At 68.7% G+C, this 23,996-nt stretch carries 24 protein-coding genes; 8 read left to right on the plus strand and 16 right to left on the minus strand.

The window, feature by feature from the left end:
- Nucleotides 1-272 precede the first annotated feature (272 nt).
- The 7 genes from BLQ76_RS06695 to BLQ76_RS06725 all read right to left on the minus strand — a co-directional run bounded on the left by BLQ76_RS06695 (nt 273) and on the right by BLQ76_RS06725 (nt 6,904).
- On the minus strand, nt 273-1,301 hold the full coding sequence (locus BLQ76_RS06695; RefSeq protein WP_090670762.1) for an aliphatic sulfonate ABC transporter substrate-binding protein: 1,029 nt from the start codon (nt 1,299-1,301) through the stop codon (nt 273-275).
- A 97-nt stretch (nt 1,302-1,398) separates the two neighbouring features.
- Nucleotides 1,399-2,253: an ABC transporter permease gene (locus BLQ76_RS06700; protein ID WP_090670765.1), complete on the minus strand. Its 855-nt coding sequence runs from the start codon at nt 2,251-2,253 to the stop codon at nt 1,399-1,401.
- Nucleotides 2,254-2,267: 14 nt separating this feature from the next.
- On the minus strand, nt 2,268-3,104 hold the full coding sequence (locus tag BLQ76_RS06705) for an ABC transporter ATP-binding protein (protein WP_090670768.1): 837 nt from the start codon (nt 3,102-3,104) through the stop codon (nt 2,268-2,270).
- A gap of 19 nt (nt 3,105-3,123) precedes the next feature.
- Nucleotides 3,124-3,453 (minus strand): 4Fe-4S dicluster domain-containing protein, encoded by a 330-nt coding sequence (locus BLQ76_RS06710; RefSeq protein WP_090670770.1) that lies wholly within the window; start codon nt 3,451-3,453, stop codon nt 3,124-3,126.
- Nucleotides 3,450-5,084: an FAD-binding protein gene (locus BLQ76_RS06715; RefSeq protein ID WP_090670773.1), complete on the minus strand. Its 1,635-nt coding sequence runs from the start codon at nt 5,082-5,084 to the stop codon at nt 3,450-3,452. Before BLQ76_RS06715 ends, BLQ76_RS06710 begins: the two co-directional genes overlap by 4 nt.
- A 27-nt stretch (nt 5,085-5,111) precedes the next feature.
- The gene (locus tag BLQ76_RS06720; protein ID WP_090670776.1) at nt 5,112-5,699 is read right to left on the minus strand and encodes a thioredoxin family protein; all 588 of its coding nucleotides are present in this window, start codon (nt 5,697-5,699) and stop codon (nt 5,112-5,114) included.
- 314 nt (nt 5,700-6,013) lie between these two features.
- Nucleotides 6,014-6,904: an AraC family transcriptional regulator gene (locus BLQ76_RS06725; protein ID WP_170842499.1), complete on the minus strand. Its 891-nt coding sequence runs from the start codon at nt 6,902-6,904 to the stop codon at nt 6,014-6,016.
- Between the two features lie 94 nt (nt 6,905-6,998).
- Between BLQ76_RS06725 and BLQ76_RS06730 the strand changes: the two genes are divergently transcribed.
- Both BLQ76_RS06730 and BLQ76_RS06735 read left to right on the plus strand, forming a co-directional pair.
- Entirely contained in the window at nt 6,999-7,736 is a 738-nt protein-coding gene (locus BLQ76_RS06730; RefSeq protein ID WP_090670782.1) for an SDR family oxidoreductase, read from the plus strand.
- 371 nt (nt 7,737-8,107) lie between these two features.
- Nucleotides 8,108-8,701 carry a DUF922 domain-containing protein gene (locus BLQ76_RS06735; RefSeq protein WP_170842500.1) on the plus strand — a complete coding sequence of 198 codons (594 nt, stop codon included), beginning with the start codon at nt 8,108-8,110 and terminating at the stop codon, nt 8,699-8,701.
- Nucleotides 8,702-8,790: 89 nt separating this feature from the next.
- Here BLQ76_RS06735 and BLQ76_RS06740 read toward each other — a convergent pair whose 3' ends face one another.
- Entirely contained in the window at nt 8,791-9,555 is a 765-nt protein-coding gene (locus BLQ76_RS06740) for an SDR family oxidoreductase (protein WP_090670787.1), read from the minus strand.
- Nucleotides 9,556-9,686: 131 nt separating this feature from the next.
- Here BLQ76_RS06740 and BLQ76_RS06745 point away from each other — a divergent pair, with 131 nt between their 5' ends.
- Nucleotides 9,687-10,091, plus strand: coding sequence for a winged helix-turn-helix transcriptional regulator (locus BLQ76_RS06745; RefSeq protein WP_210184154.1), 405 nt, complete (start codon nt 9,687-9,689; stop codon nt 10,089-10,091).
- Between the two features lie 28 nt (nt 10,092-10,119).
- Here the strand turns inward: BLQ76_RS06745 and BLQ76_RS06750 are convergent, their stop codons facing one another.
- Entirely contained in the window at nt 10,120-10,458 is a 339-nt protein-coding gene (locus BLQ76_RS06750; RefSeq protein WP_210285820.1) for a putative quinol monooxygenase, read from the minus strand.
- Nucleotides 10,455-11,471 carry an NADP-dependent oxidoreductase gene (locus tag BLQ76_RS06755; RefSeq protein WP_090670794.1) on the minus strand — a complete coding sequence of 339 codons (1,017 nt, stop codon included), beginning with the start codon at nt 11,469-11,471 and terminating at the stop codon, nt 10,455-10,457. Before BLQ76_RS06755 ends, BLQ76_RS06750 begins: the two co-directional genes overlap by 4 nt.
- A gap of 90 nt (nt 11,472-11,561) precedes the next feature.
- Here BLQ76_RS06755 and BLQ76_RS06760 point away from each other — a divergent pair, with 90 nt between their 5' ends.
- Entirely contained in the window at nt 11,562-12,494 is a 933-nt protein-coding gene (locus BLQ76_RS06760) for a LysR family transcriptional regulator (protein ID WP_090670797.1), read from the plus strand.
- A 17-nt stretch (nt 12,495-12,511) separates the two neighbouring features.
- Here BLQ76_RS06760 and bdcA read toward each other — a convergent pair whose 3' ends face one another.
- A complete protein-coding gene (bdcA, locus tag BLQ76_RS06765) occupies nt 12,512-13,219 on the minus strand; it encodes an SDR family oxidoreductase (protein WP_090670799.1) in 708 nt (235 codons plus the stop codon).
- Nucleotides 13,220-13,365: 146 nt separating this feature from the next.
- Between bdcA and BLQ76_RS06770 the strand changes: the two genes are divergently transcribed.
- Together BLQ76_RS06770 and BLQ76_RS06775 are read left to right on the plus strand one after the other, a co-directional pair.
- The gene (locus BLQ76_RS06770; RefSeq protein WP_244519498.1) at nt 13,366-13,890 is read left to right on the plus strand and encodes a TetR/AcrR family transcriptional regulator; all 525 of its coding nucleotides are present in this window, start codon (nt 13,366-13,368) and stop codon (nt 13,888-13,890) included.
- Nucleotides 13,891-14,672: 782 nt separating this feature from the next.
- Nucleotides 14,673-15,092, plus strand: coding sequence for an SH3 domain-containing protein (locus tag BLQ76_RS06775; RefSeq protein ID WP_170842501.1), 420 nt, complete (start codon nt 14,673-14,675; stop codon nt 15,090-15,092).
- 50 nt (nt 15,093-15,142) lie between these two features.
- On the opposite strand, the gene BLQ76_RS06780 is transcribed toward BLQ76_RS06775, so the two are convergent.
- The 3 genes from BLQ76_RS06780 to BLQ76_RS06790 are packed head-to-tail and all read right to left on the minus strand — an operon-like array spanning nt 15,143 to nt 19,548.
- Nucleotides 15,143-17,161 carry a BCCT family transporter gene (locus tag BLQ76_RS06780; protein ID WP_090671398.1) on the minus strand — a complete coding sequence of 673 codons (2,019 nt, stop codon included), beginning with the start codon at nt 17,159-17,161 and terminating at the stop codon, nt 15,143-15,145.
- A 27-nt stretch (nt 17,162-17,188) separates the two neighbouring features.
- On the minus strand, nt 17,189-18,445 hold the full coding sequence (locus BLQ76_RS06785) for a DUF2254 domain-containing protein (protein WP_090670808.1): 1,257 nt from the start codon (nt 18,443-18,445) through the stop codon (nt 17,189-17,191).
- On the minus strand, nt 18,442-19,548 hold the full coding sequence (locus BLQ76_RS06790; RefSeq protein ID WP_090671401.1) for a mechanosensitive ion channel family protein: 1,107 nt from the start codon (nt 19,546-19,548) through the stop codon (nt 18,442-18,444). Before BLQ76_RS06790 ends, BLQ76_RS06785 begins: the two co-directional genes overlap by 4 nt.
- A 194-nt stretch (nt 19,549-19,742) precedes the next feature.
- Here BLQ76_RS06790 and BLQ76_RS06795 point away from each other — a divergent pair, with 194 nt between their 5' ends.
- On the plus strand, nt 19,743-20,705 hold the full coding sequence (locus BLQ76_RS06795; RefSeq protein ID WP_090670811.1) for a bile acid:sodium symporter family protein: 963 nt from the start codon (nt 19,743-19,745) through the stop codon (nt 20,703-20,705).
- 258 nt (nt 20,706-20,963) lie between these two features.
- On the opposite strand, the gene BLQ76_RS06800 is transcribed toward BLQ76_RS06795, so the two are convergent.
- Together BLQ76_RS06800 and BLQ76_RS06805 are read right to left on the minus strand one after the other, a co-directional pair.
- On the minus strand, nt 20,964-21,776 hold the full coding sequence (locus BLQ76_RS06800) for a fatty acid desaturase (RefSeq protein WP_090670813.1): 813 nt from the start codon (nt 21,774-21,776) through the stop codon (nt 20,964-20,966).
- A 22-nt stretch (nt 21,777-21,798) separates the two neighbouring features.
- Nucleotides 21,799-23,121 carry a glycosyltransferase gene (locus BLQ76_RS06805; RefSeq protein WP_090670816.1) on the minus strand — a complete coding sequence of 441 codons (1,323 nt, stop codon included), beginning with the start codon at nt 23,119-23,121 and terminating at the stop codon, nt 21,799-21,801.
- Nucleotides 23,122-23,445: 324 nt separating this feature from the next.
- On the opposite strand from BLQ76_RS06805, the gene BLQ76_RS06810 reads away from it, so the two are divergent.
- A complete protein-coding gene (locus BLQ76_RS06810) occupies nt 23,446-23,988 on the plus strand; it encodes a sterol desaturase family protein (protein ID WP_090670819.1) in 543 nt (180 codons plus the stop codon).
- The last annotated feature ends 8 nt before the right edge of the window (nt 23,989-23,996 follow it).

A 23,996-nucleotide genomic window follows, 5' to 3' on the forward strand; every position in this document is an offset into this window, starting at 1 on the left:
ACGCGCGAGGTCGTCCGCGCGGCGGCAGGGCAGGGCCGCGCCGGTGATTCGCCGGTTTCAAAAAGGTGCCGGCTTTGAGCCCAACCGACCGCGACCGATCATTGTTTCGGCCCCGCCTGCGCGCGCCTGTACGAAATCGGCACGACGCGCTCGCGCGCCGGTCCGCGACAGTGCCCCTATCCGCTTCGCGACCGTTTCCTTGGCCCCGTGGACAGGGCCGGCCCGTTCGGACCGGGCCGGCTATGACGCGTCGACGGAGCCGGGAACGGCTGTCAGTTGCTCGCGGTCGCCTGCGCGCTCGCCGCCTCGAAGAAGCTTCGGTCGATCCAGCTGTCGTAGTCGACCTCGCCCTTCAGGAGGCCGGCCTCGGCCATGAAGCGCTCCTCGCCCTTCAAGGCATCGACGGCTTGGGAACTGATCTCAGGGTTCTGATAGAACCGGCCTTCGGCATAGGTCGAGCGCACCGCGCCCTCGCTGTTGCCGGTCTCCTTCACGAAGATCGCGACCGTTTCGTCGGGATGGGCGTCGGCCCAGCGCGCGGCCTCGATGTCGACCTTGAGGAGCCGCTCGACGATGCGCGGATACGCGCGGGCGAAGGCCCCGTTGACGCTGATGAGGTGCGGAACCGCCCACTCGGGCTTCCCTGACGTCGCGGCATCGAAGAGGACGCGCGCCTGACCGGCGTCCACGAGCTTCTGCGCCGGTCCCGTGCTTTCCACGACGGCGTCGACGTCGCCGCGCACCAGGGCCGGCCCGGAATTCTCGATGCCGATGTTGAGGCTCTGGACGTCGTTGATTGAGACGCCTTCGGCCGCCAGGGCCTTGGCGAAGGTCGAGTGGCGCACGGTTCCCGACAGGTAGGCGACGCGCTTGCCCTTGAGATCGGCGAGCGTCCGGACGGTCGAGTCGGGCCGCACCACGATCAGCGTCTCGTTGGACGGAACCCAGCTCGACAGGCCGACGAGTTTCACGTCCGCTCCACTCGCGCCGAGGCGCAGCGAGGGGTTGTTGCCGATATAGGTGACGTCGATTGCACCCGAGCCGAGCGCGAACGAGGCCGCCGAGCCGCCGTCGAAGGTCGTCAGTTCGACCTTGATCCCGTCCTTCTCGAACTCCTTCTCCAGGAGCTTCTGGTTACGGAACAGGATGAACTTGAGATGGCCGGGCGCGGTGGAGCCGATGCGGATCACCTCGGGCTTGCTTTCTTGCGCCAGGACCGGCCCGGCGCCGGCCGCGCCGAGCGCAAGGGACAGGGCCATCAGGCGCAGGAGGGCGCGGCGATGAAGGGATGCGATGGGCATGGCACAGGGTCCTTGTTGCAGAGCGTGCGGGTTCGGTCCGCCCGGACCATCGGGCCGGGCGGGGAGGGGGAAGCGGGGGTAATGTTGCGTGGTCGGTTCAGGCCGGACCGGCGCCGTCGCTGCTCTTCCAGCGCGTGGCGCGCGCCTCGAGGGCGACAAGGAGGTAGTTCAGCACAAGGCCCGTCGCCGTCAGCGTCAGGATGCCGGCATACATGCGGTCGGTTTCCAGCATGAGCGACGAATGCTGGATCAGGAAGCCGATGCCGGACTGCGCGGCCAGCATCTCGGCCGCGATCACCGAAAACAGCGACGTCTTCACGCCGAGCCGCGCACCCGCCACGATCGAGGGAACGGCCGAGGGTAGGATCACCTTGCGGAAGAGGTCCCAGTCCGACGTGCCCATGGAGCGCGCGGCCTTCAGAAGCAGGGGATCCACCGACTTCACGCCCACGATCGTGTTGACCAGAAGGAAGAACACGGCGGCATAGAAGGTGATGGCGACCTTGGACGCCTCGCCGATGCCCAGAACGAGGATGAAGACCGGCATCAAGGCGAACTGCGAGGTGTTGCGCAGCGTCTGGACCAGGAAGTCGCTCATGCGCTCGAAGACCTGGTAGCGCCCCATCGCCAGCCCGAGCGGCACCGCCACGACCACCGCGAGCAGGAAGCCGAGCGCCGCGCGCTGAAGGCTGATGCCGATATGCTCCGCGATGGTTCCGTTGGCGATCATCTCGCCGAGCGCGGCCAGAACGCGGCTGAGCGGGGGAAAGAACAGGGCGTTGATCCAGCCGAGCCGTGGCGCCGCCTCCCAGAGAAGGGCGAAGGCGACGATCGCGGGTAGGCCAAGGCCGATCCGCCCCGCCGCGCGGCGCAGCCGCGACGTGGCCGGCGCAAAGCGCAGGCGCGTGCCGACAAAGGGGGAGACGGCAGGCTTGAGCGAGACCAGGGACATGAAGGCGGTTCCTTTCAATGCGCGAGCCGCGCGGCGAGGGACCAGTCCCCTTGCGCCTTGCGCACCTCGTCGCGCAGGGCGTCCCAGACGCGGGCGCGGTAGCCGTTGAACGCGTCGCCGTTGCGGATCTCGATCGCGCGCGGACGGGGCAGGTCGATCTCGATGATCTCCTTCACGCGCGCCGGCCGGGCGGTCATCACCACGATCCGATCGGCCAGAAAGATGGCCTCGTCGATGGAGTGGGTGACAAACACGACCGTGGTCTTGATCGTCTCCCAGATGCGCAGGAGCTCGGCCTGGAGAAGATCGCGGGTCTGGGCGTCGAGCGCGGCGAAGGGCTCGTCCATCAGGAGCACTTCGGGGTCGTTGGCGAGCGCCCGGGCGATCGCCACGCGCTGCTGCATCCCGCCCGAGAGCTGCGACGGATACCGGTCCTCGAAGCCGCCGAGGCCGAAGAGGTCGAGAAGCTCGCGCGCCCGGTCCCGCCGCGCCACGCGGCCGAGCCCGCGCACCTCCATGGCGTATTCGATGTTCTCGATCGCCGTGCGCCACGGGAAAAGGGCATATTGCTGAAACACGTAGGCCGTTCCGGCGTGGGGCCGTGTCACCGCCCTGCCGTCGATCCGCGCGACACCGCTCGAGGCTTCCGTCAGGCCCGCGATCACGTCGAGCAGAACCGACTTGCCGCTGCCCGACGGCCCGACCAGCGTGATGAACTCGCCCTTGCGAATGGCGAGGTCGACGCCGCCAAGGACATCGACGCGATCGCTGCGCCGGCCGTCCACGGTGACGCTCTGGCCGGGCTTGAGCTGAAAGGTCTTGCGAAGGTCGCTGACGTCGATGCGGTCCATGACGGGTGTCCTTGACGGTTCAGTTCTGCGCCGCGCGCAACCGATGAGTGGGGTCCTGGTCTGCGCCCCCTGCGCGGCCCCGGCTCCAGCCGAGCGCGCGGGCATAGGCTCCGAACAGGCCGCGCCTCTCGACCTCCGCCTCGGTGATCCCGGTCGGACCGTCGGCGGCCTCGGCGACGAAGAGCGCGTCGGTCGGGCAGTAGATCTCGCACAGGAAGCATGTCTGGCAGTCGTCCTGCCGGGCGATGACGGGCAGGCCGGACGCATCGCGATCGAACACGAAGGCGGGACAAACGCGCTCGCAGATATCGCAGCGGATGCAGCGGTCCTCGGACACGACCTCGATCATGACGCGGCCTCCTCCAGGCGGGTCTCGGGTTGCGGCTCCCATTGCGCCCGCACCGCGTCGAGGCCACCCACCGCGATGCGCCGGGCCAGCGCCGGGTCGGTCTCGGGATGGTCGCTGCGGCGATGCGCGCCGCGGCTCTCGGTGCGCATCTCGGCGGCCGCCAGGGTCCAGCGCGTGACCGCGGTTACGGCCGCCATCTCGCGGGCGCGCAGGCGCTCGCGGCTTTCGGGTCGCAGATGCTCCGCGATCTCGCGCCAGGCGGCCTCCACCGCATGCCTTCCCTCGGCCAGCGGCGCGGCTCCGCGGCGATAGTTGCGCCCGAGCGGGGCGATCTCGGCCCGCACCCGCTGCGCCAGCCGGTCGAGATCGACCGGCCGCGCCTCGCCGAGCGGGCGAAGACCGGCCTGCCCGAGCGGATCAAGGCTGCGCGTGGCCTGCGCGGCGGGGCGACGGGCCGACAGGCTCGCACCCCGGCCGGCCCACCATCCGCTCGCCATGGCCCAGGACGCGTTGACGGCGCCGCCGCCCGACACGCCGCCCGTCACGTTCTCGCGGCTTGCGGCATCGCCCGCCGCAAACAGACCGGGAATGCCGACCGAGCAGTCCGACGAGGCGATCCGGATGCCGCCGGTTCCCCGCACCGTGCCCTCGAACTTGAGGTCGACCCGGAACCGGTCCCGGAACGGGTCGATGCCCCTGCGCTCATAGGGGGTGAAGCAGTTCGGCTGACCCCGGCGCAGCGCCTCCTCGATCGACGGGTCGGCCAGATCGAGGCAGGCGAAGACCTCGCCGGCCAGCAGCGCATCGGCGATCATCCGCTCGGCGGCGCCGATGCCGTTGGTGACGGGTTCTCCGTCCGGCCCGCGCAGCGGCGTGCCGTCCGGGTTGTAGAAACTCGCCCAGCGAAAGGGCAGACCCTTGTTGAGCGACGAGCCGTGCGGGGCGAGCGTGTACTTGCCCGTGAACTCCAGCCCCGACAGCGTCGCGCCCGCCTCGGCCGCGAACAAAAGACCGTCACCCGTGAGACCGGTGCCGCCCAGGATGCGCTCCAGAAAGGCGCAACCGCCGCTGGCGAGAACCACCGCCCCCGCCCGAACCTCGAAACTTCCCCCGCTGCGCCGCGAAAGGCCGCGCGCGCCGGCCACCGCGTGGCCGTCTCCCAGAAGCTCCAGGATCGGGTGATGGTCGAGGATGCGCACGCCGCGCCGCGACACCTCGCGCCGCATGAAGCGCATGTAGTCGGGGCCGCGCAGGTTCGCGACATAGAGGTTGCCGGCCTCGTCGCTTGGGAATGGATAGCCCCACTCCACGAGCCGCGTGAGGTTCTCGTAGCTCTGGTCAACGCAGCGCAGCATCCAGCGCCGGTCGCCGAGCCCGGCCGTGCGCTTCCAGCGCGCCTCGACCGCCGCCTGGCGCGCGTCGCCGGGCGGCACGCACCAGGCACCCGTGTTGGACGGCGCGGTGGCCCCGCTCGTGCCGAGATAGCCCTTGTCGGCCAGAACGACGCGGGAGCCCGCCTCGGCGGCCGAGACCGCGGCCCATGCGGCAGCCGGACCACCTCCCACGACGAGCACGTCGCAGGCGAGGCGCTCGCCGTCGGGCAGCGATCGGTCCTTCGATGTGGCGGCCATGGAACCCTCCCGGCTTCGGTGCGGCGGTCAGGCGGCGGCGGAGATCGAGGCGGGCGCGTTGTTCTCCGCCCACTTGATGTTGCATCCGATCGAGGGGACCTGATGCGCCAGCGGCGGGTTGCCGCGCAGCACCGCGTCGGCGGCGGCGCGAAGGTCGGCTCCCGTCACGGACCGTCCGTTGCCGGGACGCGCGTCGTCGAACTGGCCGTGGTAGACAAGGCGCCGCTCGCCGTCGAACAGGAAGAGGTCGGGCGTGCAGGCGGCCTGGTAAGCCTTCGCCACCTCTTGGGAGGCATCCTTCAGGTAGGGGAAGCGGTAGCCCTGCTCCTGCGCCTCGATGCCCAGGCGCTCCAGCGCCTCCTCAGGATGGGCGACGGGATCGTTGGAGTTGATCGCGATCACCGCGAGCCCCTTTTCGGCATACTCGTTCGCAAACGTGGCGAACGCTTCGCGCAAAAGGAGCACGAACGGGCAGCGATTGGAGATGAAGGCGACCAGAAGCGCCGGGCGATCGGCGAAGTCCGCCAGCGCGACCTCCTGACCCGTCGGCCCAGGGAGCGAGAAGTCCGGCGCCCTGAAACCGAGGGTGACGGGATGGGATTCTGTCTTGGGCATGACGAGGCTCCGCAGGTCTGATGTGCGGATCAATTGACCACTCAATCTACATACTGAATAGACAAATTATTCTGCCGTGGACGCTGGACGGGAATTGTTTGTTCGGCAGGGGATGGGGATGCCCGAATGCAGGGCTCCGCGTTTCCGCTCGCGCCCGGTTGCCCGGCCGTCGCGACGCAAGAGGGACGGCAAGATCTGGCTTCGCCCAAGCGGCTCGAACGGCGCGACCCTCTTTCCCACAATCGTGGACGACTGCCGAAGACGTCTGACGCTCCAAAGACAGATCCGCGGAGGTTCGCGAACGCCGCGGTTCCCTAGGGGCCGGATCGCGGCGTTCGGCCCACGGTGCGCTTGAAGGCCTGGGTGAACGCGCTCTGGGACGCGTAGCCGACATCCTGCGCGACATCGGCCACGCTGGTTCCCGCCGCCAGCTTCTGCCGCGCCAGAACCATGCGCCAGTGCGTGAGGTAGTCCATCGGCGGGCGTCCGACGCGACGCGTGAAGTGGGACGTGAAGGCGGAGCGCGACATGCCGACCTCGCGCGCCAAAACGGGAGAGGTCCAGCGACGGGCCACATCGCCGTGCATCAGGGCGATCGCCCTGGCCAGCCGAGGATCCGCCAAGGCGGCGATCCACCCGATCGTGTTGCCAAAACCATCCGCCACGAAGGCGCGAACCGCCTCCACCACGAGGATGTCGGCGAGACGCGCCGCGATCAACGAACTTCCAAGGCTCTGGTCCTGCACGGCGGCCCGAAGCGACGCCAGGGTTCGAACAACCGCCTGCGCGCTGGGCGAGCCCCGGTCGATCCGCAGGAACCGGGGCAGGGCCTCGAGTACGAACGGGGCGCAGCCTTCCGCAAAACCGCTGCCGCCGCCGATCATCTCGGTCTGCGACCCATCTCCCAACCTAACGGCGTTTCGGTCCGGACCGGCAAAGAGTTCCATGCCGTCGACCGGTTCGAGATCGGGATCGCTCGCCACCGCGTAGCGCGTGTCGCTGAGAAGAACGACGTCGCCTTCGCCGATCCATTCCGGTTCGCGGCCGGGCACGAGCAGCCAGCATCCGCCGCGCGTCACCGCGACGAACTTCAGCCGTGCGCGTCCATCGAAGGCCAGGGCCCAGGCGCCGGACGCATCGAGGCTCGTGCCGCGCACGCTTCGGGTGCCCAGGAGCGACAGGATATCGGAGAAGGGATCGATCATCGTGGCGGATCGCGACAAGAAACCGGTCATTCGAACATAGGGCCGCCAGAGCCGCTGGTATAGCCTTCTCCCTGCAACCACGAAGGAGACCGCCATGACCATCGCGAACAGGATCGTCGCCGTAACCGGGGCCGGACGCGGCATCGGCCGGGCCACCGCGCTGCATCTGGCGTCCCGCGGGGTCTGCCTCGTTCTGGGAGCCCGCAGCGAAACCGAGATCGCCGCGGTCGCCGCTGAGATCGAGGCTGCGGGCGGACACGCCGCCTTCCAAAGGGTCGACGTGACCCGGAGAGCGGATCTCGACGGTCTCGTCGGCCTCGCGCGCGACCGGTTCGGTCGGCTGGACGCGATCGTCAACAATGCCGGCGTTGGTCCCATCTCCCGCTTCGACGCGCTGCGGGTCGAGGATTGGGAAGCCATGATCGACATCAACCTGAAGGGGGCGCTCTACGGGATCGCGGCGGCGCTTCCGCTCTTCAGGACACAGGGGAATGGCCATGTCGTCAACGTCGTCTCGACGGCCGGCTTGAAGATCGTGCCCACGATGGGCGTCTACGCGGCCACCAAGAACGCGCTGCGCACGGCGACCGAGGCCTTGCGGCAGGAATGCGTGCCAGGCCTTCGCGTCACCGAGGTCTCGCCGGGCTTCATCGACACGACCTTCGTGGACGACTCGATCACCGATCCCGCCGTCCGGGACGCAATCAACCGTCGCAAACGGGAACTCGCCATCTCGCCGGACGCCGTGGCCAGAGCGATCGCCTTCGCGCTCGAGCAACCCGCCGATGTCGAGATCGGCAGCATCGTCGTTCGGCCCACCGCGCAGGATTGAGGGAGGTCGTATCGCTTTTGCGCGATCGCCGACGAGGCGCCGTGACACCGGTCGCCCGACCTGCTTGGCGGGCGGATGAGGGGTCTTGCCGTGAACGGCGAACACCGCCGGTCGGCACCGCCCGCGCCTCGAGCCGGGCGCGCCGATCCGGTTCACGACGCGGCGGCCGCAGGCGTGCATCGGTGCGGCACGGACACCGGGCTCCGGCCTGCGACCTGCGGCAACAGGGCTCCGGCGTCGCGCCACGCGGCGGATTGAAATCCGTCCTGCGCTGTCAATCTGCGTTCCGGTTCCCCTCAACCCGGAGCGTGGTCTTGTTCGGTATGAAACGGCTTCGAGACGAGGCGCCACGCGCCCAGGAGGCAACGCGCTTGCGGATACGTCTCGCCGCGCTTGTGGCGACGGGTCTCCTCGCGAGCGGCTGCACGACGACCTCGCAGGTCTCGACACGCTACTACGACATCTCCGGCTCCACCTCGCGCGAACTCGACCGCGAGCTTCGCCGCAAGGGACCCGACGGCGGCAAAGCCGTTGCGATGGCCGGGATCCGCATTCGGCCCGTGGATCTCAAGCCCAGCCGCGACGGTGACGGTTGCCGTTTCCGGCGCGTACGGTTCGGGGTCAACGCCGCGATCACCTTGCCGCGGTGGCGCGAGGCGACATCGAGCGAGGATGCCGAGCTGCGCCGTCAATGGAGCGGGTTCGCCGCCTATGCACGAGCTCACGAGGAAGCCCATGTCGAGATCGCCGAGGCCTACGCCCGGGCGATCGAGGCGTCGCTTCTCGCGATCCCGCCCCAACCCTCCTGCGACCAGCTGGAGGCGATCGCCCTGCAACGCGTCCGACGGGCCGTAGGGCTTCACCGGCAAACGCAGCTTGCGTTCGACGCGCACGAACAACGGCGCTTCGCACGGCTGGCGGCGGCCGCGCGCGTTGCCAAGCCGACGCGCCGAACCGGCTCATAGCGCCCGCCATGCCGGAAGGGCGTGAGCGCCGGCGCCGTCGCGATGTCGCCGGACAACAACCGCGCGGCACCGGCGGGCCGGCTCGCGCTTCAGCCTTCGCGGGCCTTGGTGGCCATCTCGTTGAGCCGGGCGAGCGTCTCGTCGAAGCGCCCCTCGGCCTCGGCGAAGCGCTGGAAACCCACCCGCTCCACCAGGATCTCCTGCGGCGTCGGCTGCCGGGCGAACAGCGTCATGACCTCGTCGATGAAGCTGTCGAGCGGCATGTAGCCGGCGCGGCTCTCCTGGCCGGGCGTCAGCGCGGTCTGGACGGCGGGCGGGGCCAGTTCGATCACCTCGACGCGCCCCTTCAGGGCCTCGCGCATCGCGATCGTATAGGAATGGATGGCGGCCTTCGTCGCGTTGTAGGTGGGCGTCGCGACCAGCGGCACGAAGGCCAGGCCCGAGGTGACGTTGACGATGGCGGCATCGGGCTGCGTCACGAGATGGTCGATCAGCGCGTTCGTCAGCCGGATCGGCCCCAGGAGATTGGTGGTGACGGTCGCCTCCGCGTCGGCGAGGTCGCGCGAGCGGTCCAGGCTCTCGAAGCGCATGATGCCGGCATTGTTGACGAGAACGTTGAGGGACGGATGCTCGGCGAGCACGCGGCTGGCGAAGTCGGCGACGCCGTCGGCGCTCTCGATGTCCAGCTCCATCGCGTGAAGGCGCTCGCGCCCGGCACAGGCGCGCTCCAGCGCGTCCCGCCGCCGCCCCGCGACGATCACGGTGTTTCCCTGGTCATGGAAGCGCTGGGCCAGCGCCTCCCCGATGCCGGAGCCGCCGCCGGTGACGAGAAGGGTGTTTCCGGTCTGCTTCATGGATCGCTCCTTGTGGTTCGGTTCGATGCCCCTCAACTGGCGGATCGGGCGCTTGCCAGAAAGACGGCACCTGAAATATCCCTACGCACCCAAAGGAGAGCGTTGGCATGTCCGGCCTTCCGTCTGACGATATGACCGCGCACCAGTTGCCGAGGGGCGCCGAGACCACCCCGCCCACCGAGACGGATCCGAAGGTGGAGGCGCTCGTGAACGACCTGATCGGGCGCGTGGCCGACAAGTGGACCTTGATCGTCTTGGAGGTTCTGGCCGAGCATGGCGAGCTGCGGTTCACCCAGCTGTCCCGCCACGTCGGAGCGATCAGTCAGAAGATGCTGACGCAGACGCTGCGGCAGATGGAGCGCGACGGGATGGTGACGAGAACCGTCCATGCCGTTGTTCCGCCGCGCGTCGACTATCGTCTGACGGATCTGGGAGCGAGCCTGAGCGCGGCCTTCTGCGGCGTCTGGATCTGGGCGGAGGCGAACCTGCGCCGGGTCGAGGCGGCGCGCGACGCCTTCGACCGGGCCGCACGCTAGCGGGTCGACGTCGCCGCCCCGCACGGCCTCAAATGGCCGGAAGCGGGCGTTGGTTGGCGGCGTCGAACGTCTCGACCTCGCCGGTCATGCGGGATTGCCAGCGAGCGAGAAAGGCGACGGTGCCCTCGGCGGCCAGATGAGCCGAGAGTGCCGCCTGGTCGCGCCAGCGCTCCATCACGAGCATGCGCCCTTCCGCTTCCCCGTCCGGCGCGAGGGCGAAGAACAGGCAGCCGTCACGGGCTCGCGTCTCCCGTGCGAAGGCAGCCATGTCGCCGAGAAAGGCCCGCGCATCCGCCGGCGCGACACGCAGGTATCCGATGACGATCAGTATCGCGTCGTTCCCGGGGGCCTGCTTTCGATCTGTCACGCCGCAGCCAGAACGATCTTGCCCTGGATGCCGCCACGCTCGGCACGCTCGTGCGCGCGAGCTGCTTCGGCGAGCGGGAAGGCGCTGTCGATCACGATCCGGATGGTGCCGTCGTCGAGCAGCCGAGCGGCCTCGGCGAGTTGGCGACCGCTGGAGCGGACCTGCGTCGACGAGACGGTGACGCCCAGCCGCTTCGCCTCGTCCTGCGCGTCGAAGCCGAGCGGAAAGACGGGAAACAGAGCGCCGCCCCGCTTCAGCGTCTTCAGGAAGCGGGCCGCGCCCCGTCCGCCGACGGCGTCGAGCACGAGATCGACGTCGCGGACAACGTCTTCGGGTGGGGTCCGGCCGTAATCGATGAACGCCTCGGCACCGAGATCGCGCATGAGCGCCTCGTTCTTGGCCGAGGCGACCGCGATGACCCGCGCGCCCTGCCATCGGGCGAGCTGCACGGCGAGATGCCCGACGCCCCCTCCCGCACCGTTGACGAGCACCGTACGGCCGGCGAGCGGTACGGGTGCGTGGGGATGGTCCTGAAACGGGTTCGGCGCGTCGTGACCGAGGTCGATCAAGAACTGCCAGGCGGTGAGAAGCGACATGGGCGCGGCTGCCGCCTCCAAGTGGCCGATGGCGGCGGGCTTGTGCGCCAGTTCCCTCGCCGGCACGCTGACATACTCGGCATAGGCCTGGCCGCCCCGCATCGCGGCTTCCGGGAAGCGGACCATGGCATAGACCGCGTCTCCCACCGCGACGTCGCTCACGCCCTCGCCAACATCCTCGACGATGCCCGAAACGTCGGAGCCGAGGATCAGGGGAAAGTCCGGGTGCGGCTGCCACTCCGGCGGCAGTGCGCGGTAGCCCTCGCGCAAGTACCAGTCGGGCGGATTGAGACCCGCCGCATGGACACGCACCAGAACCTCGCCGGCGGCCACGTTCGGCATCGGCGCATCTTCGTAGCGCAGCACCTCGGGGCCGCCGAACGCATGCAGGCGAACGGCTTTCATGATCCCGCTCATGGATCGCTCCGTTTGGGAATGGATGACGAGCGCAAGCTAGCCCGGTGGTCGGCCCTTGATTATGGGGTTCGATGGCGGTTCACTTCTGCCATGAAGGAACAAATTGCTCTCGAGCGTCTAGCGGGGCTCGCGGCCTTCGCCCGTGCGGGTTCACTGGGCAGCTTCACCGCCGCCGCCCATGCGCTCGCGATCTCGCCGTCCGCGGTCAGCAAGAGCATCGCGCGGCTGGAGGCCCATCTCGGCGTTCCGCTTTTCACGCGGACCACGCGTTCGCTGGTTCTGACACCGGAAGGGCGCGGCCTGCACGAGCGGGCGGTTCGATTGTTGCGGGAAGCCGAGGAGATCGAGCAGGCGGCGATGGCGGCGCGTGCCGAGCCGGCCGGATCCCTTCGGATCGCGGCGTCCCTGCCGGTCGGGCTGCATGTGATCGCGCCCGCGCTGCCCGCCTTCCGCCGCAGCCATCCGGCTGTCGAGATCGAGCTGCGGTTGAGCGACCGCATGGTCGACATCGTCGGGGAGGGGATCGATGTCGCGGTGCGCATCGGCGAACTCGACGACACGAGACTGCTGTCGCGCAAGCTCGCGCCGCACCAGCTATGCTGCTTCGCCTCGCCCGGCTATCTCGCCGCGCGCGGAACGCCCCGGCACCCGGACGAGCTCGCCGGGCACGAGACGGTGACGCTGCGATACCAGAGTACCGGCCAGATCCTGAGATGGCCCTTCCGGATCGGGGACGCCGTGGTGGAGCGCACGCCCAGCGGCGGCCTGTCGGTCGACGCCAGCGAGGCCCTGGTATCGGTGCTTGCCGCGGGAGGGGGCATCGGCATGGCCGCGACCTTCGTCACGGCTCCTTACGTCGCTCGTGGCGAACTCGTGCCGGTTCTGCCGCGCTTCGGGGTTCTGCGCGACAACATCACGGCGCTCTGGCCGGCAAGCCGCCGCACCAATCCGGCCGTGCGCGCATTTCTGGCGATGCTGCACGAACGGTTCCGGGAGCAGATGAGGGCGGCGGCGCAGGGTTGAGCGCCGCGCCTATGGGGTCAGGCGCCGAAGGCGCCGTCGATCGTGTGCATCGCGCCGGTCACGAAGCCGGCCTCGGGACCGGCGAGCCAGGCCACCATGCCCGCCACCTCCTCGGGACGACCGTGGCGCTTGATCGCCATGAAGCTGTGCATGAGGTCGCGCATCGGGCCGTCGGCCGGATTGGCGTCGGTGTCGATCGGTCCGGGTTGCACGACGTTGACGGTGATGCCGCGCGGTCCGAAGTCCCGCGCAAGGCCTCGTGCCAGACCCTGAAGGGCGGACTTGCTGAGCGCGTAGGAGGCCATGCCGGATACTGGCATGCGGTCGCCGTTGACGGATCCGATCACGATGATTCGGCCGCCCTCCGGCATGCGCCGGGCCGCCTCGACCGAGGCGTGGTAGGGAGCGTGAACGTTGACGCGGAACAGCCGGTCGATCTCGTCGGGATCCTGGTCCAGCGCGTCGCCGAAGATGGCGAACCCCGAGTTGACCACGAGGACGTCGAGCGGCCCGCTGTCGCGGACGGTCGCGATCACGGCATCCCGGTCGGCGCTGTCGGTGTGAACCGCCCGGCTGCCGGTCTCGCTCGCCAGCCGCTCCGCCGCCTCGCGCGAGCCGGCATAGGTGAAGGTGACGGCGGCGCCGTCCTTTGCAAAACGCCGAACGATCGCGGCGCCGATGCCACGGCTGCCGCCGAGCACGAGTACGGATTGACCGTGGAACATGGACCGGATCCCTCCTGGTGTTTAAATTAATGGTCGCTACATAATGGGCGACGAGAGCAGCGGTCAATGTTTTTGTAATGTCGACTATAAAAAAGGATAGAACGCGAGGTCGGCCTCGCCGCTTCGAGCCCGATGCGGCGGTGGAGATGGCGCGGAAGCTCTTCCACGAACGCGGTTTCGACGCCGTGGGCGTCGCGGACGTGACCGAGGCGCTGGGCATCAGGCCGCCGAGTTTCTACGCCGCCTTCGGCAGCAAGTTCGGCCTCTACGAGCGGGTTCTGGAGCGTTACGCCGCCGACGGAGCCGTTCCCTTCGCGCGGCTTCTGCGGCGCGACCGCCCCGTTGCCGAAGGCCTGGAGGCCGTGCTGGAGGAGGCGGCGCGCCGCTATGCCGCCGATCGAGATGCGACCGGATGCCTGGTGGTGGAAGGCATGCGCTGCCGCGACGCCCAGGCCCGCGAGGCGGCCTGCGCTTATAATATCGAGGCCGAAGCAGCGATCCGGGCCTTCGTGGCCGTCCGTCATCCGGAGGCGGCGGACCGGATCACCGATTTCGTCGCAACCACGATGTTCGGCCTGTCCGCGAAGGCCCGCAACGGTCACGGACTCGACCAGCTTCTGGCGACCGCCCGTCTGGCAGGCGCTGCGGTCCGGCAAGCCCTCGCGGAGTAACGGCGGGCGAGGGCCTGTCTTGCCGCGGGCCTGAGGGGCTCGAGGCGCGATCGCGCGTCGCTCGATATCAAACTCGTTCAGACCCGGAGAGTTTGGTCATGGCGGGTTGGCTCGCCCGAACTCATCGACGGAACACCGCGCAAGCGCCACGCGCGGCTAAATCAGGACCAGGAGCGAGCATACCTCCCGCACTCAAACATCGGGTAAGCGTGGGCTTGTGTCATTTGCAGGCTTGGTCGCGATCTGGCTCATCAGGAGGGGACTACTCGGCCGTGACCCGTCGACCGTGAACTCCTGCCAGCGACGATGCGAAGCGTTGGCTTGCGACGCCTCGGTCTCCGAGACAGCATGCGTGATGTCGGGCAGGTGGCAGACCCCTGACTCATCGCGGTTTGATGGGCGATGCGCTTCCGAACCCTCGCGTCGGTGTCTGACACATACCGTCTATCAGCACGTCAGGCCCGCATGCTGCTGGGCATGCAAAGCCACACCCGACACCGAACGGCAGGAATTCGCTGAGGAGCACCGCGGACAAGCCGTTCGCGAGAAAATGGATATCGTGAAGGGGTGCCCGGTGGAAAGGCGACGCGTTCACTCTTTGGCTCGTGATCAAATAGGGGACACGGCATGCGTCGGGGGTGGGGCAGTGTTGTGGTGACGGCGCTGGGGTTGGGCGCGTCGCCCGCGCTGGCTCAAAGCGAGTCCGATTTCGTGGCCGCCTTTAACGGAGCATGGCAGACCCTCGATCCCGCGCTGCCGGACGAGGCGCCTGTCGCATCGAGTTGCGCGCGACGACCGCCGCGGCCGGAGGCAAGACCGTCGTCTTCGAGCGGCTGGCGTCCAGGGCGGCAGCTGCACCGACCCAGACCGCCACGGACGCGTCTTGCGTCTACTACGGATATACGGCGTCCTGCGCCCGATCCGAGGATCGGCAGGTTCCGGTCGCGACGGGCGTCGACGAGACGGCCCGCGTCGCGGTTCTGGTCGATCTGAACGCCCGCGAGGAGGCGCGTCCCGACGCTTCGGTGCTGGCGACCATCCCGGCCGGGACCTGCGTGGTGGTCGACGAATGCACCACCGCATCCGACGGGAACTGGTGCCGGGCCAAGGTGTCCAGCTTCACGGGATGGATCCGGCAGCAGGCCGTTCGCGCCAACCGGTGGCCGGTCCTGACCTTCGCGCCCCGCTGCACCGCCCGGTAGTCTGGTGTCTTCCCGGAGGCGTTGGGGCCGGGCGACGCCGCCCGACACCCTCAAGCAATGGGCTGCGGATCGGGCGACGAGACGTAGAGCGCGGTGCTGGGAGCGCTGGTGAGAACGCGGTAGCGCTCGAACTGTGCGAGCACGTCGGCGATCAGGTCCTCGCGCGAGAAGCCGGCCACGTCGTAGCCGCGAGAGCCATCCGAGAAGACCGTGCGCGCCGCCCAGACATGCTCGCGGCGTGCGTCCGGACGCGAGGCGTCGGTTGCGGAGAACACCATGGCGGGGTGGCTGACCGGTGCGATGCCGTAGACGAAGTTGCGTGTTCCCTCCGCCCGCACCGTCAGCGTCGCCGACCCGTCGTCGGCTGTCTCGACGCCGCAGGAAAGCCCGCCTTGCGAGAGCTCGCGCTCGACCTCGCGCAGGGCCGGGAGCGCCGTGCGCTTGATGAACCCCGCGATGTCGCGCTCGCTGGGCTGGTGAAGGATGCCCGCGAGCCGCGTCTGCCAGTTCGCGGAGCGCACCGCGATGGCGGGCTGCGCGTAGCGGTGCTCGTCGCGCCGGGCGACGTCCGCCCGCATGCCCTTCAGGAGACCGAACACCAGGAGAAGGAGCACGATCGTGAACGGCAGGGCGCTGATCAGCGTCATGGTCTGGAGCGCGGTCAGGCCGCCGGCCAGAAGCAGGGCGGCGGCGACGGCACCCTCGAGGGCGCACCAGTAGATCCGCTGCCAGATCGGCGTGTCGGTGGAGCCGCCCGCGGCGATCGTGTCCACCACCATCGAGCCGGAGTCGGCCGAGGTGACGAAGAAGATCGCGACAAGCAGAACGCCGAGGGTCGAGGTGATCGCCGAGAGCGGAAGGTATTCGAAGAACTGGAACAGGGCGATCGAGATGTCGGACCCAACCGTGCGCGAGATCGCGCCCGCGGCCACGCCCATGTCGAGCGAGATCGCGGTGTTGCCGAACACCGTCATCCAGAAGAACGTGAAGGCCGACGGCACGAACAGGACGCCGACCACGAACTCCCGGACGGTCCGCCCGCGCGAGATGCGAGCGATGAACATGCCGACGAAGGGCGACCACGAGATCCACCACGCCCAGTAGAACAGCGTCCAGTTGCTGACCCAGTCGCGAGGCTCGTAGGCATAGAGCTTGAAGGTGCGCTCGACGAAGCCGCTGAGATAGGTGCCGACGTTCTGCACGAAGGCCCGAAAGATGAACTCCGTCGGCCCCACGACGAGGACGAACAGCATCAAGGCGATCGCGATCAGGAGGTTGCCCTCCGACAGGCGACGGATGCCGACATCGAGGCCCGACACGACGGACAAGGTCGCGAGCACCGTCACGACGGCGATCAGCCCGACCTGAACGAGAGCGGTCTGCGGCACGTCCAGGAGGTAGTTCAATCCGGCGTTGATCTGGAGGACGCCGAGGCCGAGCGACGTCGCGATGCCGAACATCGTCCCGCAGATCGCGAAGATATCGACGGCGTCGCCGATCGGTCCGCGGATGCGGTCCCGGATCAATGGGTAGAGGCCGGCGCGAATCGTGAGCGGCAGGTTGTAGCGAAACGAGAAGTAGGCGAGCGACAGGCCGACCACCGCGTAGATCGACCAGGCGTGGATGCCCCAGTGAAAGAAGACGATCGACATCGCCTGCCGGGCCGCGTCGAAGCTTCCGGGCGCCGCCTCCGGGGGAACGGAGTAGTGCAGGATCGGCTCGGCCACGGCGTAGAACATGAGCCCGATGCCCATGCCCGCCGCAAACAGCATCGCCAGCCAGGACAGGTAGCGGTAGTCCGGCTCGGCGTCGTCGGGTCCGAGCTTCAGGTTGCCGTAGCGGCTGACCGCCAGAAACAGGACCGCGAACACGAAGATGCCGACCGCAAGCAGGTAGAGCCAGCCGAAGGTCTCGAGCACGAAGCCCTGCGCGGACGAGAAGATGCGCGTCGCATCCTGCGGCAGGAGGGCGCCGAAGAGGGCCAGCCCGACGATGGTCGCGCTGGAGATCAGGAAGACGGGCTTGTTCAGTGTTGAGGTGGTCAAGCTTGGACTTTCGGTCTCGGGCATCATGAAAGGTTTGCAGCGGCCGAGGCGCTATGCGACCCCGACCTCGTCGGCCAGCGCCCTCAAACGCCGCTTGTCGGCGTCGATGGCGAGCCCGGCCTCCGCACGCTCCAAGGCCTCGCGCGAGTGGCGCCGGGCGTTCTCGGCAAAACCCTCGCGCTTGTAGCGGGCCAACGTTCGAAACGCCTTCTGGAGACGCACCCCGATCTCGACCGTCGACGCGCCGTCCCGCGCGATCGGAGTGAACAGGTCGTCGAAGAGGTCGCCGATCAGGATCGGGGGCACGAAGACACGTGGATGCGCGACCTCGCCCTCGCTCTCGGGCGGCTCGCCCCAGACGGTCAGAAGGCGAACCGCCCGCCCGACGACGTCGATCGCCGTGCCGGGATCGTTGATGCCCGGCGACAGGGCGCGGCTGGCGATCTCGGTCAGGACCGAGGCGCCGAAGCGCGGGTCCTGGTCGTAGGAGCGGATGTCGCCGATCGTGAAGCAGCCGCGCACGTGCGCCGGCGAGTCCTTCGGTTGCATCCCGTCGATCAGGGCGATCGGTGCGGTGGGATCGACCAGGTCGCCGGGGATGGCGCGCAGAAAGATCCGGCCCGAGCCCTGCTCGGCCAACGCCGACAGGGCGCCGACGTCGACATGCTGGACGTATCCGACCTCGCCGGCGAAGACGGGCCGTGCCGAGCGGGGGATCTGCGAGCCATCCCGAAGCGGCGAGCCGCCGAGATAGGGTTCGCGAGCACGCTCGCGCATCGCCTCCAGCGCCACCGCTTCCACGCGCTCCGTCGTTTGCGTCACGCGCCCGAGGCTCGACAGATGGTCGATCCAGCGCAGCAGCGTCACCACGATCGCTGCGATCACGAGAATTGTCACTGCGAAGAGAACGACGCGGCCGCGGTCGCCGTAGAGCCCGGTCGACAACGCGATGATGCCGACGAGGCTGAACAGGAACGAGCCGATGAAGGTCGACAGGACGTTGTGGGTCGTCTTGTCCTCGATCACGAGGCGCGTGGCGCGCGGCGTCACGTTCGAGGTGGCGGCCGAATAGGCCGACACCATGGTCGACAGCGAGAAGGTTGTCACTGTCAGCATCGACGAGGCGATGATGCCGAGGATGTTGTCGACCGCGTCCGAGCCGATCTTGGTGGGCAGGTCGCTCGGGATGTAGGGGCTCAGCACGGTCGCGGCGAGAGCCGTCAGGACGCCGCCCAGCGAGAACAGGGTGGCGCGCACCCAGATGCGGCGCGACAGGCGCCGCAGCTGCCAGAACCAGCGAGAGGTCACGGATGGCCTCCGCCACCGTCGACCGCGCCTTGCCGCGCGGGTCCGTCGGAGGGATCGCCCCCACGCGGCGAGCGGACCAGGCGAACGGGCCGGGGCGGCTCGCGCCCGGGCCGCCTCGGCCAGCCCTCGCGCTGCTCGCCGCGAACGCCGTCGGTCTCCTCGGTCTGGTCGTGGAACAGGACGACCTGCGTCGGGTAGGGCATGTCGATGCCGACGCTGTCGAGGGCGGCCTTGATGGCCTCGAGAACGGCGGCCTGGACGTGCACCACGTTGGTGCGCTTCGACTGCGTCCACCAGCGCACGCGCAGGTTCACGGCAGAGCCGGCCAGATCCCAGACCAGCACCTCCGGCGCCGGCTCGGCTTCAAGCCCCGGTACCTTCGCGATCGCTTCCAGCATCGCCCGGCGAGCGCCATCGATGTCGTCGCCGTAGCCGATGCCGACATCGTACTGCGAGCGGCGCGTCGGGCGCGCCGTGTTGACGGTCACGGCGTTGGAATAGACGTTGGCGTTCGGGATGATCACACGCCGCCCGTCGTACATGGCGATGATGGTGGCCCGCGTCTCGATCCATTCCACGGTGCCCTCGTAGCCGTTGACCACGATCTGATCGCCGACCCCGAACGGGCGCTGGATCAGGATCAGGAGCCCCGCCAGCCAGTTCTGAAGGATGTCCTTGAAGGCGAAGCCGATCGCGACCGATCCGATGCCGAGCCCGGCGATCAGGTCGCCCGGGTTCAGCGAGGGGATGACGATGGTCAGCGCCAGCAGGCCCCCGAAGAGGATGATGATCCATTTGACGAACGAGCCGAGCACGGCTCCAAGATTCGAGCGCTCGTGCTGGTCCGCCCAGCGCCGGAACGCGCGCTCGACGCCCCAGGCGACGCCGAACGCGACCGCGAACAGGAGAACCGCCACGACGATGTTGGGCAGAAGCCGCTGAAAGCCGACGACCCAGGTCTCGATCTTCGACAGGACGAAGGCGGGATCGACGCGCACCGCCTGGTCCACGGTCTGGGGCGCGGTGGCGGCCAGCGCGTCCACCGCGGCCGGGTCGGCGGTTGCGGCAGGGGGCGCAGGCGTCTGCGCGAAGGCTTGCGACATCCAAAAGTCCTTAACGGCATCACGACAGCCGCGTTCGGTGACGCGGTGCGCGTCCATCACATGGGGCAGGGTTCCCGGACGGCACGCCTTTTCCGTCGGCACAGGTATGGAACGACGCGGGCGCCTCCGATGAACGGCTTGCATGCTGGCGTACCGGCGGGTACTGCAGCCGAACGAAATGGAAAGGTCGCCTTATGGGTGTTGTGGGTACGGTGTCGGCGTTCGTGGGACGAACGTTTGCGATCTGGGTGATCGTGTTCGCAGCGCTCGGCTTTTTCCTGCCGCCCGTGTTCAGCCCGGTCGCGCCCTATATCGTGACGCTGCTCGGCATCATCATGTTCGGCATGGGGCTGACCCTGTCGCTCGACGACTTCCGCGAGGTCGCCCGCCGCCCCTTCGATGTCGGTGTCGGGGTGCTCGGACAGTTCCTGATCATGCCGTTGGTGGCGGTGCTCCTGACGCGCGTCATTCCGATGCCACCCGAGGTGGCGGCGGGCGTCATCCTCGTCGGCTGCTGTCCCGGCGGCACCTCCAGCAACGTGATGACCTATCTCGGCAAGGGGGACGTCGCGCTCAGCCTGGCCTGCACGAGCGTCACCACGCTGCTCGCACCGCTCGTCACACCGTTCCTGGTCTGGCTCTTTGCGAGCCAGTATCTTCCGGTCGATGCCATGAGCATGTTCCTCAGCATCGTGAAGGTCATTCTGGTGCCGCTGGCCCTCGGCTTTGCGCTTCAGAAGCTGGCGCCTTCGCTGGTTCGGGTCGCTGAACCGGCGCTCCCGCTCGTCAGCGTCGCCGGAATCGTCCTGATCGTTGCGGCGGTGGTGGCGGTCAACCAGGCCGCCATCGCCGGTTCCGGCCTTCTGATCTTCGCGGTCGTCATCCTGCACAACGGGATCGGTTATGCGCTGGGGTTCTTGGCGGCCCGCGCCTGCGGCCTGTCGCTCGCCAAGCGCAAGGCGATCAGCATCGAGGTCGGCATGCAGAACAGCGGACTGGGGGCCGCGCTGGCCAGCGCGCACTTCTCGCCGCTCGCCGCCGTGCCCAGCGCGATCTTCAGCGTCTGGCACAACATCTCGGGCGCGCTTCTCGCCAACAGCTTCTCGCGCCTCGGCGACGATGGTGGCCGCGACGGGCAAGCCGCCCCCGCACGGTAGCGGGCGCATTCATCGAGCCGCGGGGCCAACGGTTCGCGTCGCGATCCCGCCTTTTCCGGTCTCCGGTTCCCACAACACGCCCGGCGGGGCGCCGAAGAAACGACTGCGAGCGCCGCTTACGGCGGACCCATCTCAAGGAACGCTTGTTCCGGACCCTTCGAGGCCCATGGGCAGGCCCACCCGCGTCGTCGCTGCGGCAGATCCGGGTCGGTGGCGAGGCCGCATCGGTTGGCGTCCTCGATACGATCGCCTCCGCGCCTAGCGGCGGTCGGCGGCCGCTTGCGCATTCCGCCGCCATTCGGCCGGCAGGCCCCACCAGGGCACCCAGGGCTGGTCATGATGCTCGTGGTGGTAGCCGAAATGGAAGCACGTGGCGAGCGAGGCGAGATAGCCGAACTCGTTGGACCGCGCGTTGTGCCGATCCACAAAGCCGCTCTCCTCATGCCGATGCGGCCGGAACGTCCCGAAGTAGAAGAGCTGGAGCGAGGACAAAAGCGACGGCATTCCGTAGAACAGGACGACGTTGGCGATCGGGGCTCCCAGCAGGAGGATGTACACCGTCACCACGGTGCTGACGAATAGGATCGAGCGCCGTCCGAAGTAGCGCGCGAAGAAGGTGCGGTACCAGGGCCAGAAGCGCTCCGGCTCGTCCACGAAGAAGTCCGGGTCGTCCGCGGTGCCGGGGGCGTCGTGATGCGCCATGTGCGCGTTGCGCACCTTGCGCCATGCGAAGCCGGCGTAGATCGTCAGGATAAACGCGCCGATGCCCGCGTTCACCCGGCGATGGCCGGGCACGAGCGATCCATGCATGGCGTCGTGGGCCACGATGAAGAGGCCGACGGTCAGCCAGCATTGAACCGCGACGATCACGGGGACGAGCGGCGCCGTGGTCCACGAGAGATCGAGGAGGAACACTGTGCCGATATGGATCGCGATCCACGAGACCAGGACGCCGATGGCGAGCGTGAGCCCGATCGCGGCCTGGAACGGACGAAGCACCGGTCGCTTCGCCGCGCCACGTTCGCGCGACACGTCGGGTTCGGAGCCGCGCACGGCGGTGATGTCAACCATGAGTGCCAACCTACGCCAAGATCTAGCCGAGAGCAGCGCCGTGCGGCGTTATGCCAACCGGCGGGGCAGCGGCCAAGCCGGGCACTGAAACCGCATCGGAGCGCCGCGCAACCAGCGCATCGATGAGAACGGCGGCGTTGCGGGCGCCGTTCGCGCGCGCGATGTCGCCGCGCATTGGCGCGGCGGCCGCCACGAAGCCGTCGTGTTCCGCGAGAAGGCGTTCGAGCCGGGTCCGGATGCCGGCCCGCGTCGCCCGGCCGGCCGGAAGGGTCTCGCCGACCCGGTGATGACGGATGCGCGCGCCCACGCCCGGCTGATCGAACGCGATCGGCAGCGCCAGCATCGGCGTTCGTGTCGCCAGGGCGTCCAGAACCGTGTTGAGGCCGCCATGCGTGATGCAGATGTCGGCCTGCCGGAGCGCCGCCATCTGGTCGGCGAAGTCGACGACATGGTCGGCGTCGAGACGCGCGGCCTGCGCGGGATCGAGACCGCCGCAGTGGGCGATCAGGAGCTCCGCGCCAAGGTCCCGGCAGGCCGCCGCGATCAACCGGAAGAGTTCGAAGCGGTGGCCCTGGAGCGTGCCGAGCGAGGCGAACACGAAGGGGCGATCGCACTGGCGCGGGGCACCGAACGCCTGACCGGGGGAGGGCGTCGTGGAGCGGATCGGCCCGACCGGCCGCAGCAGCGTATCCGCGGGTCTGGGAAAATCGAAGCTCGCGACGGTCTGGGCCAAACGGAGCCGGTCCGACAGGCAGTCCCTGTCGTCGCGGATCTCGGCGAGCTGAAAGTGCTGCGCCCAGCGGCGGATGACCCGGCGCTGACGGCCCAGCAACAGGCCGCCCACGAGTTCGCCTCCGCGGTTGCGCGCCAGGCCGCGCTCGGTGGGGTCGTACGACCAGCCGAGGAACGGGAGCGGCATGGACGGATCGCGCTCGATCGGGAGCGCAGCCGCCATGGACGCGAAGGGAAGGCGCAGGTGGCGGGCGAGAAGGCCGCCGGCCGGCTCCAACTCGTCGGCGACGATCGCGTCGATCCCGCGTTCGCGCAGGATCGCAGGCCCATGGCGGCACAGGGCGTCGGTGACGGCGGCGCTGTCGCCGACGGTGCGCAGGATGCCGGGCAACCCTCGCGGACGCGCCGCGCGGCGGATGGTCGCCTCGGGATCGTAGCCGGGCGGCAGCGGGACGCCCGCCACCTCGAAGCCGGGCTTGTGGACCATCGGCTCGGTCCCCTCGGGAAGCAGGAAGACCACATGGTGCCCCAGCGTCTCCAGTTGCTCGCCGAGCGCCTCGAAGGCGCGCAGGTGGCTGAAGAAGGCGGGGCAGACAACGGCGATACGGGCCAATACGCGATCCTGCAAGCGTCGACGATCCGGAAGCCGGCGACCGTCCCGTTCAGGCATAGGTGACGCGGGACCGGTTTGGAATGCGGATCAACCGCACCCAGCTACGATTGCCGCTCCTTCCGGTGCACGACCTGTCGAACCGGAGATCCTTCCGACCTGCGCATGAGGCGCTGCGCGGAAAGCGCGGTCACGATCGGGCGATGCCGGCGAGGCCGTACGTGCGCGGATCGGGCGCGCGGACTATGCTTGGCATGGGCGCCCAGCCTTGCCATATCGTGGCCCGGCGGGACTCGTCCCGATCGACGACCCAACAGCAGAGCTGCCATGACCCTCGACATGCTCCTCTACGCCCTGATCGTTCTGGCGACCGTGGTCGCGATGGAAGGGTTCGCCTGGGGCATGCACAAGTTCGTCATGCACGGGCAAAGCGGCTGGGGCTGGCATCAGTCCCATCACGAGGAGACCGAGGGCCTGTTCGAGAAGAACGACCTCTATGCGGTCGTGTTCAGCGTGTTCGCGATCGGCCTCTTCTTTCTCGGCCACTACCTGTCGCCGGTGGTTCTGGCGGTCGCGTGGGGGATCACGCTCTACGGCCTCCTCTACTTCATCGCCCATGATGGGCTGGTGCATCAGCGCTGGCCGTTCCGGTACGTTCCCCACAAGGGCTATGCGAAACGCCTCGTTCAGGCGCACCGGCTGCACCATGCGGTGGAGGGACGCGATCACTGCGTGTCGTTCGGCTTTCTCTACGCGCCGCCGATCGACAAGCTGAAGGCCGAGCTGCGCCGCTCGGGCGTTCTGGACCGCGAGCGCATCGAGCGCTCCGTGACGTCGCAGGGCTCCGCGCACGCGCCCGTGCGCGACTGAAGCGACGA

Source organism: Aureimonas jatrophae (assembly GCF_900104035.1).
In the GTDB taxonomy this organism is placed as follows: Bacteria; Pseudomonadota; Alphaproteobacteria; order Rhizobiales; family Rhizobiaceae; genus Aureimonas; species Aureimonas jatrophae.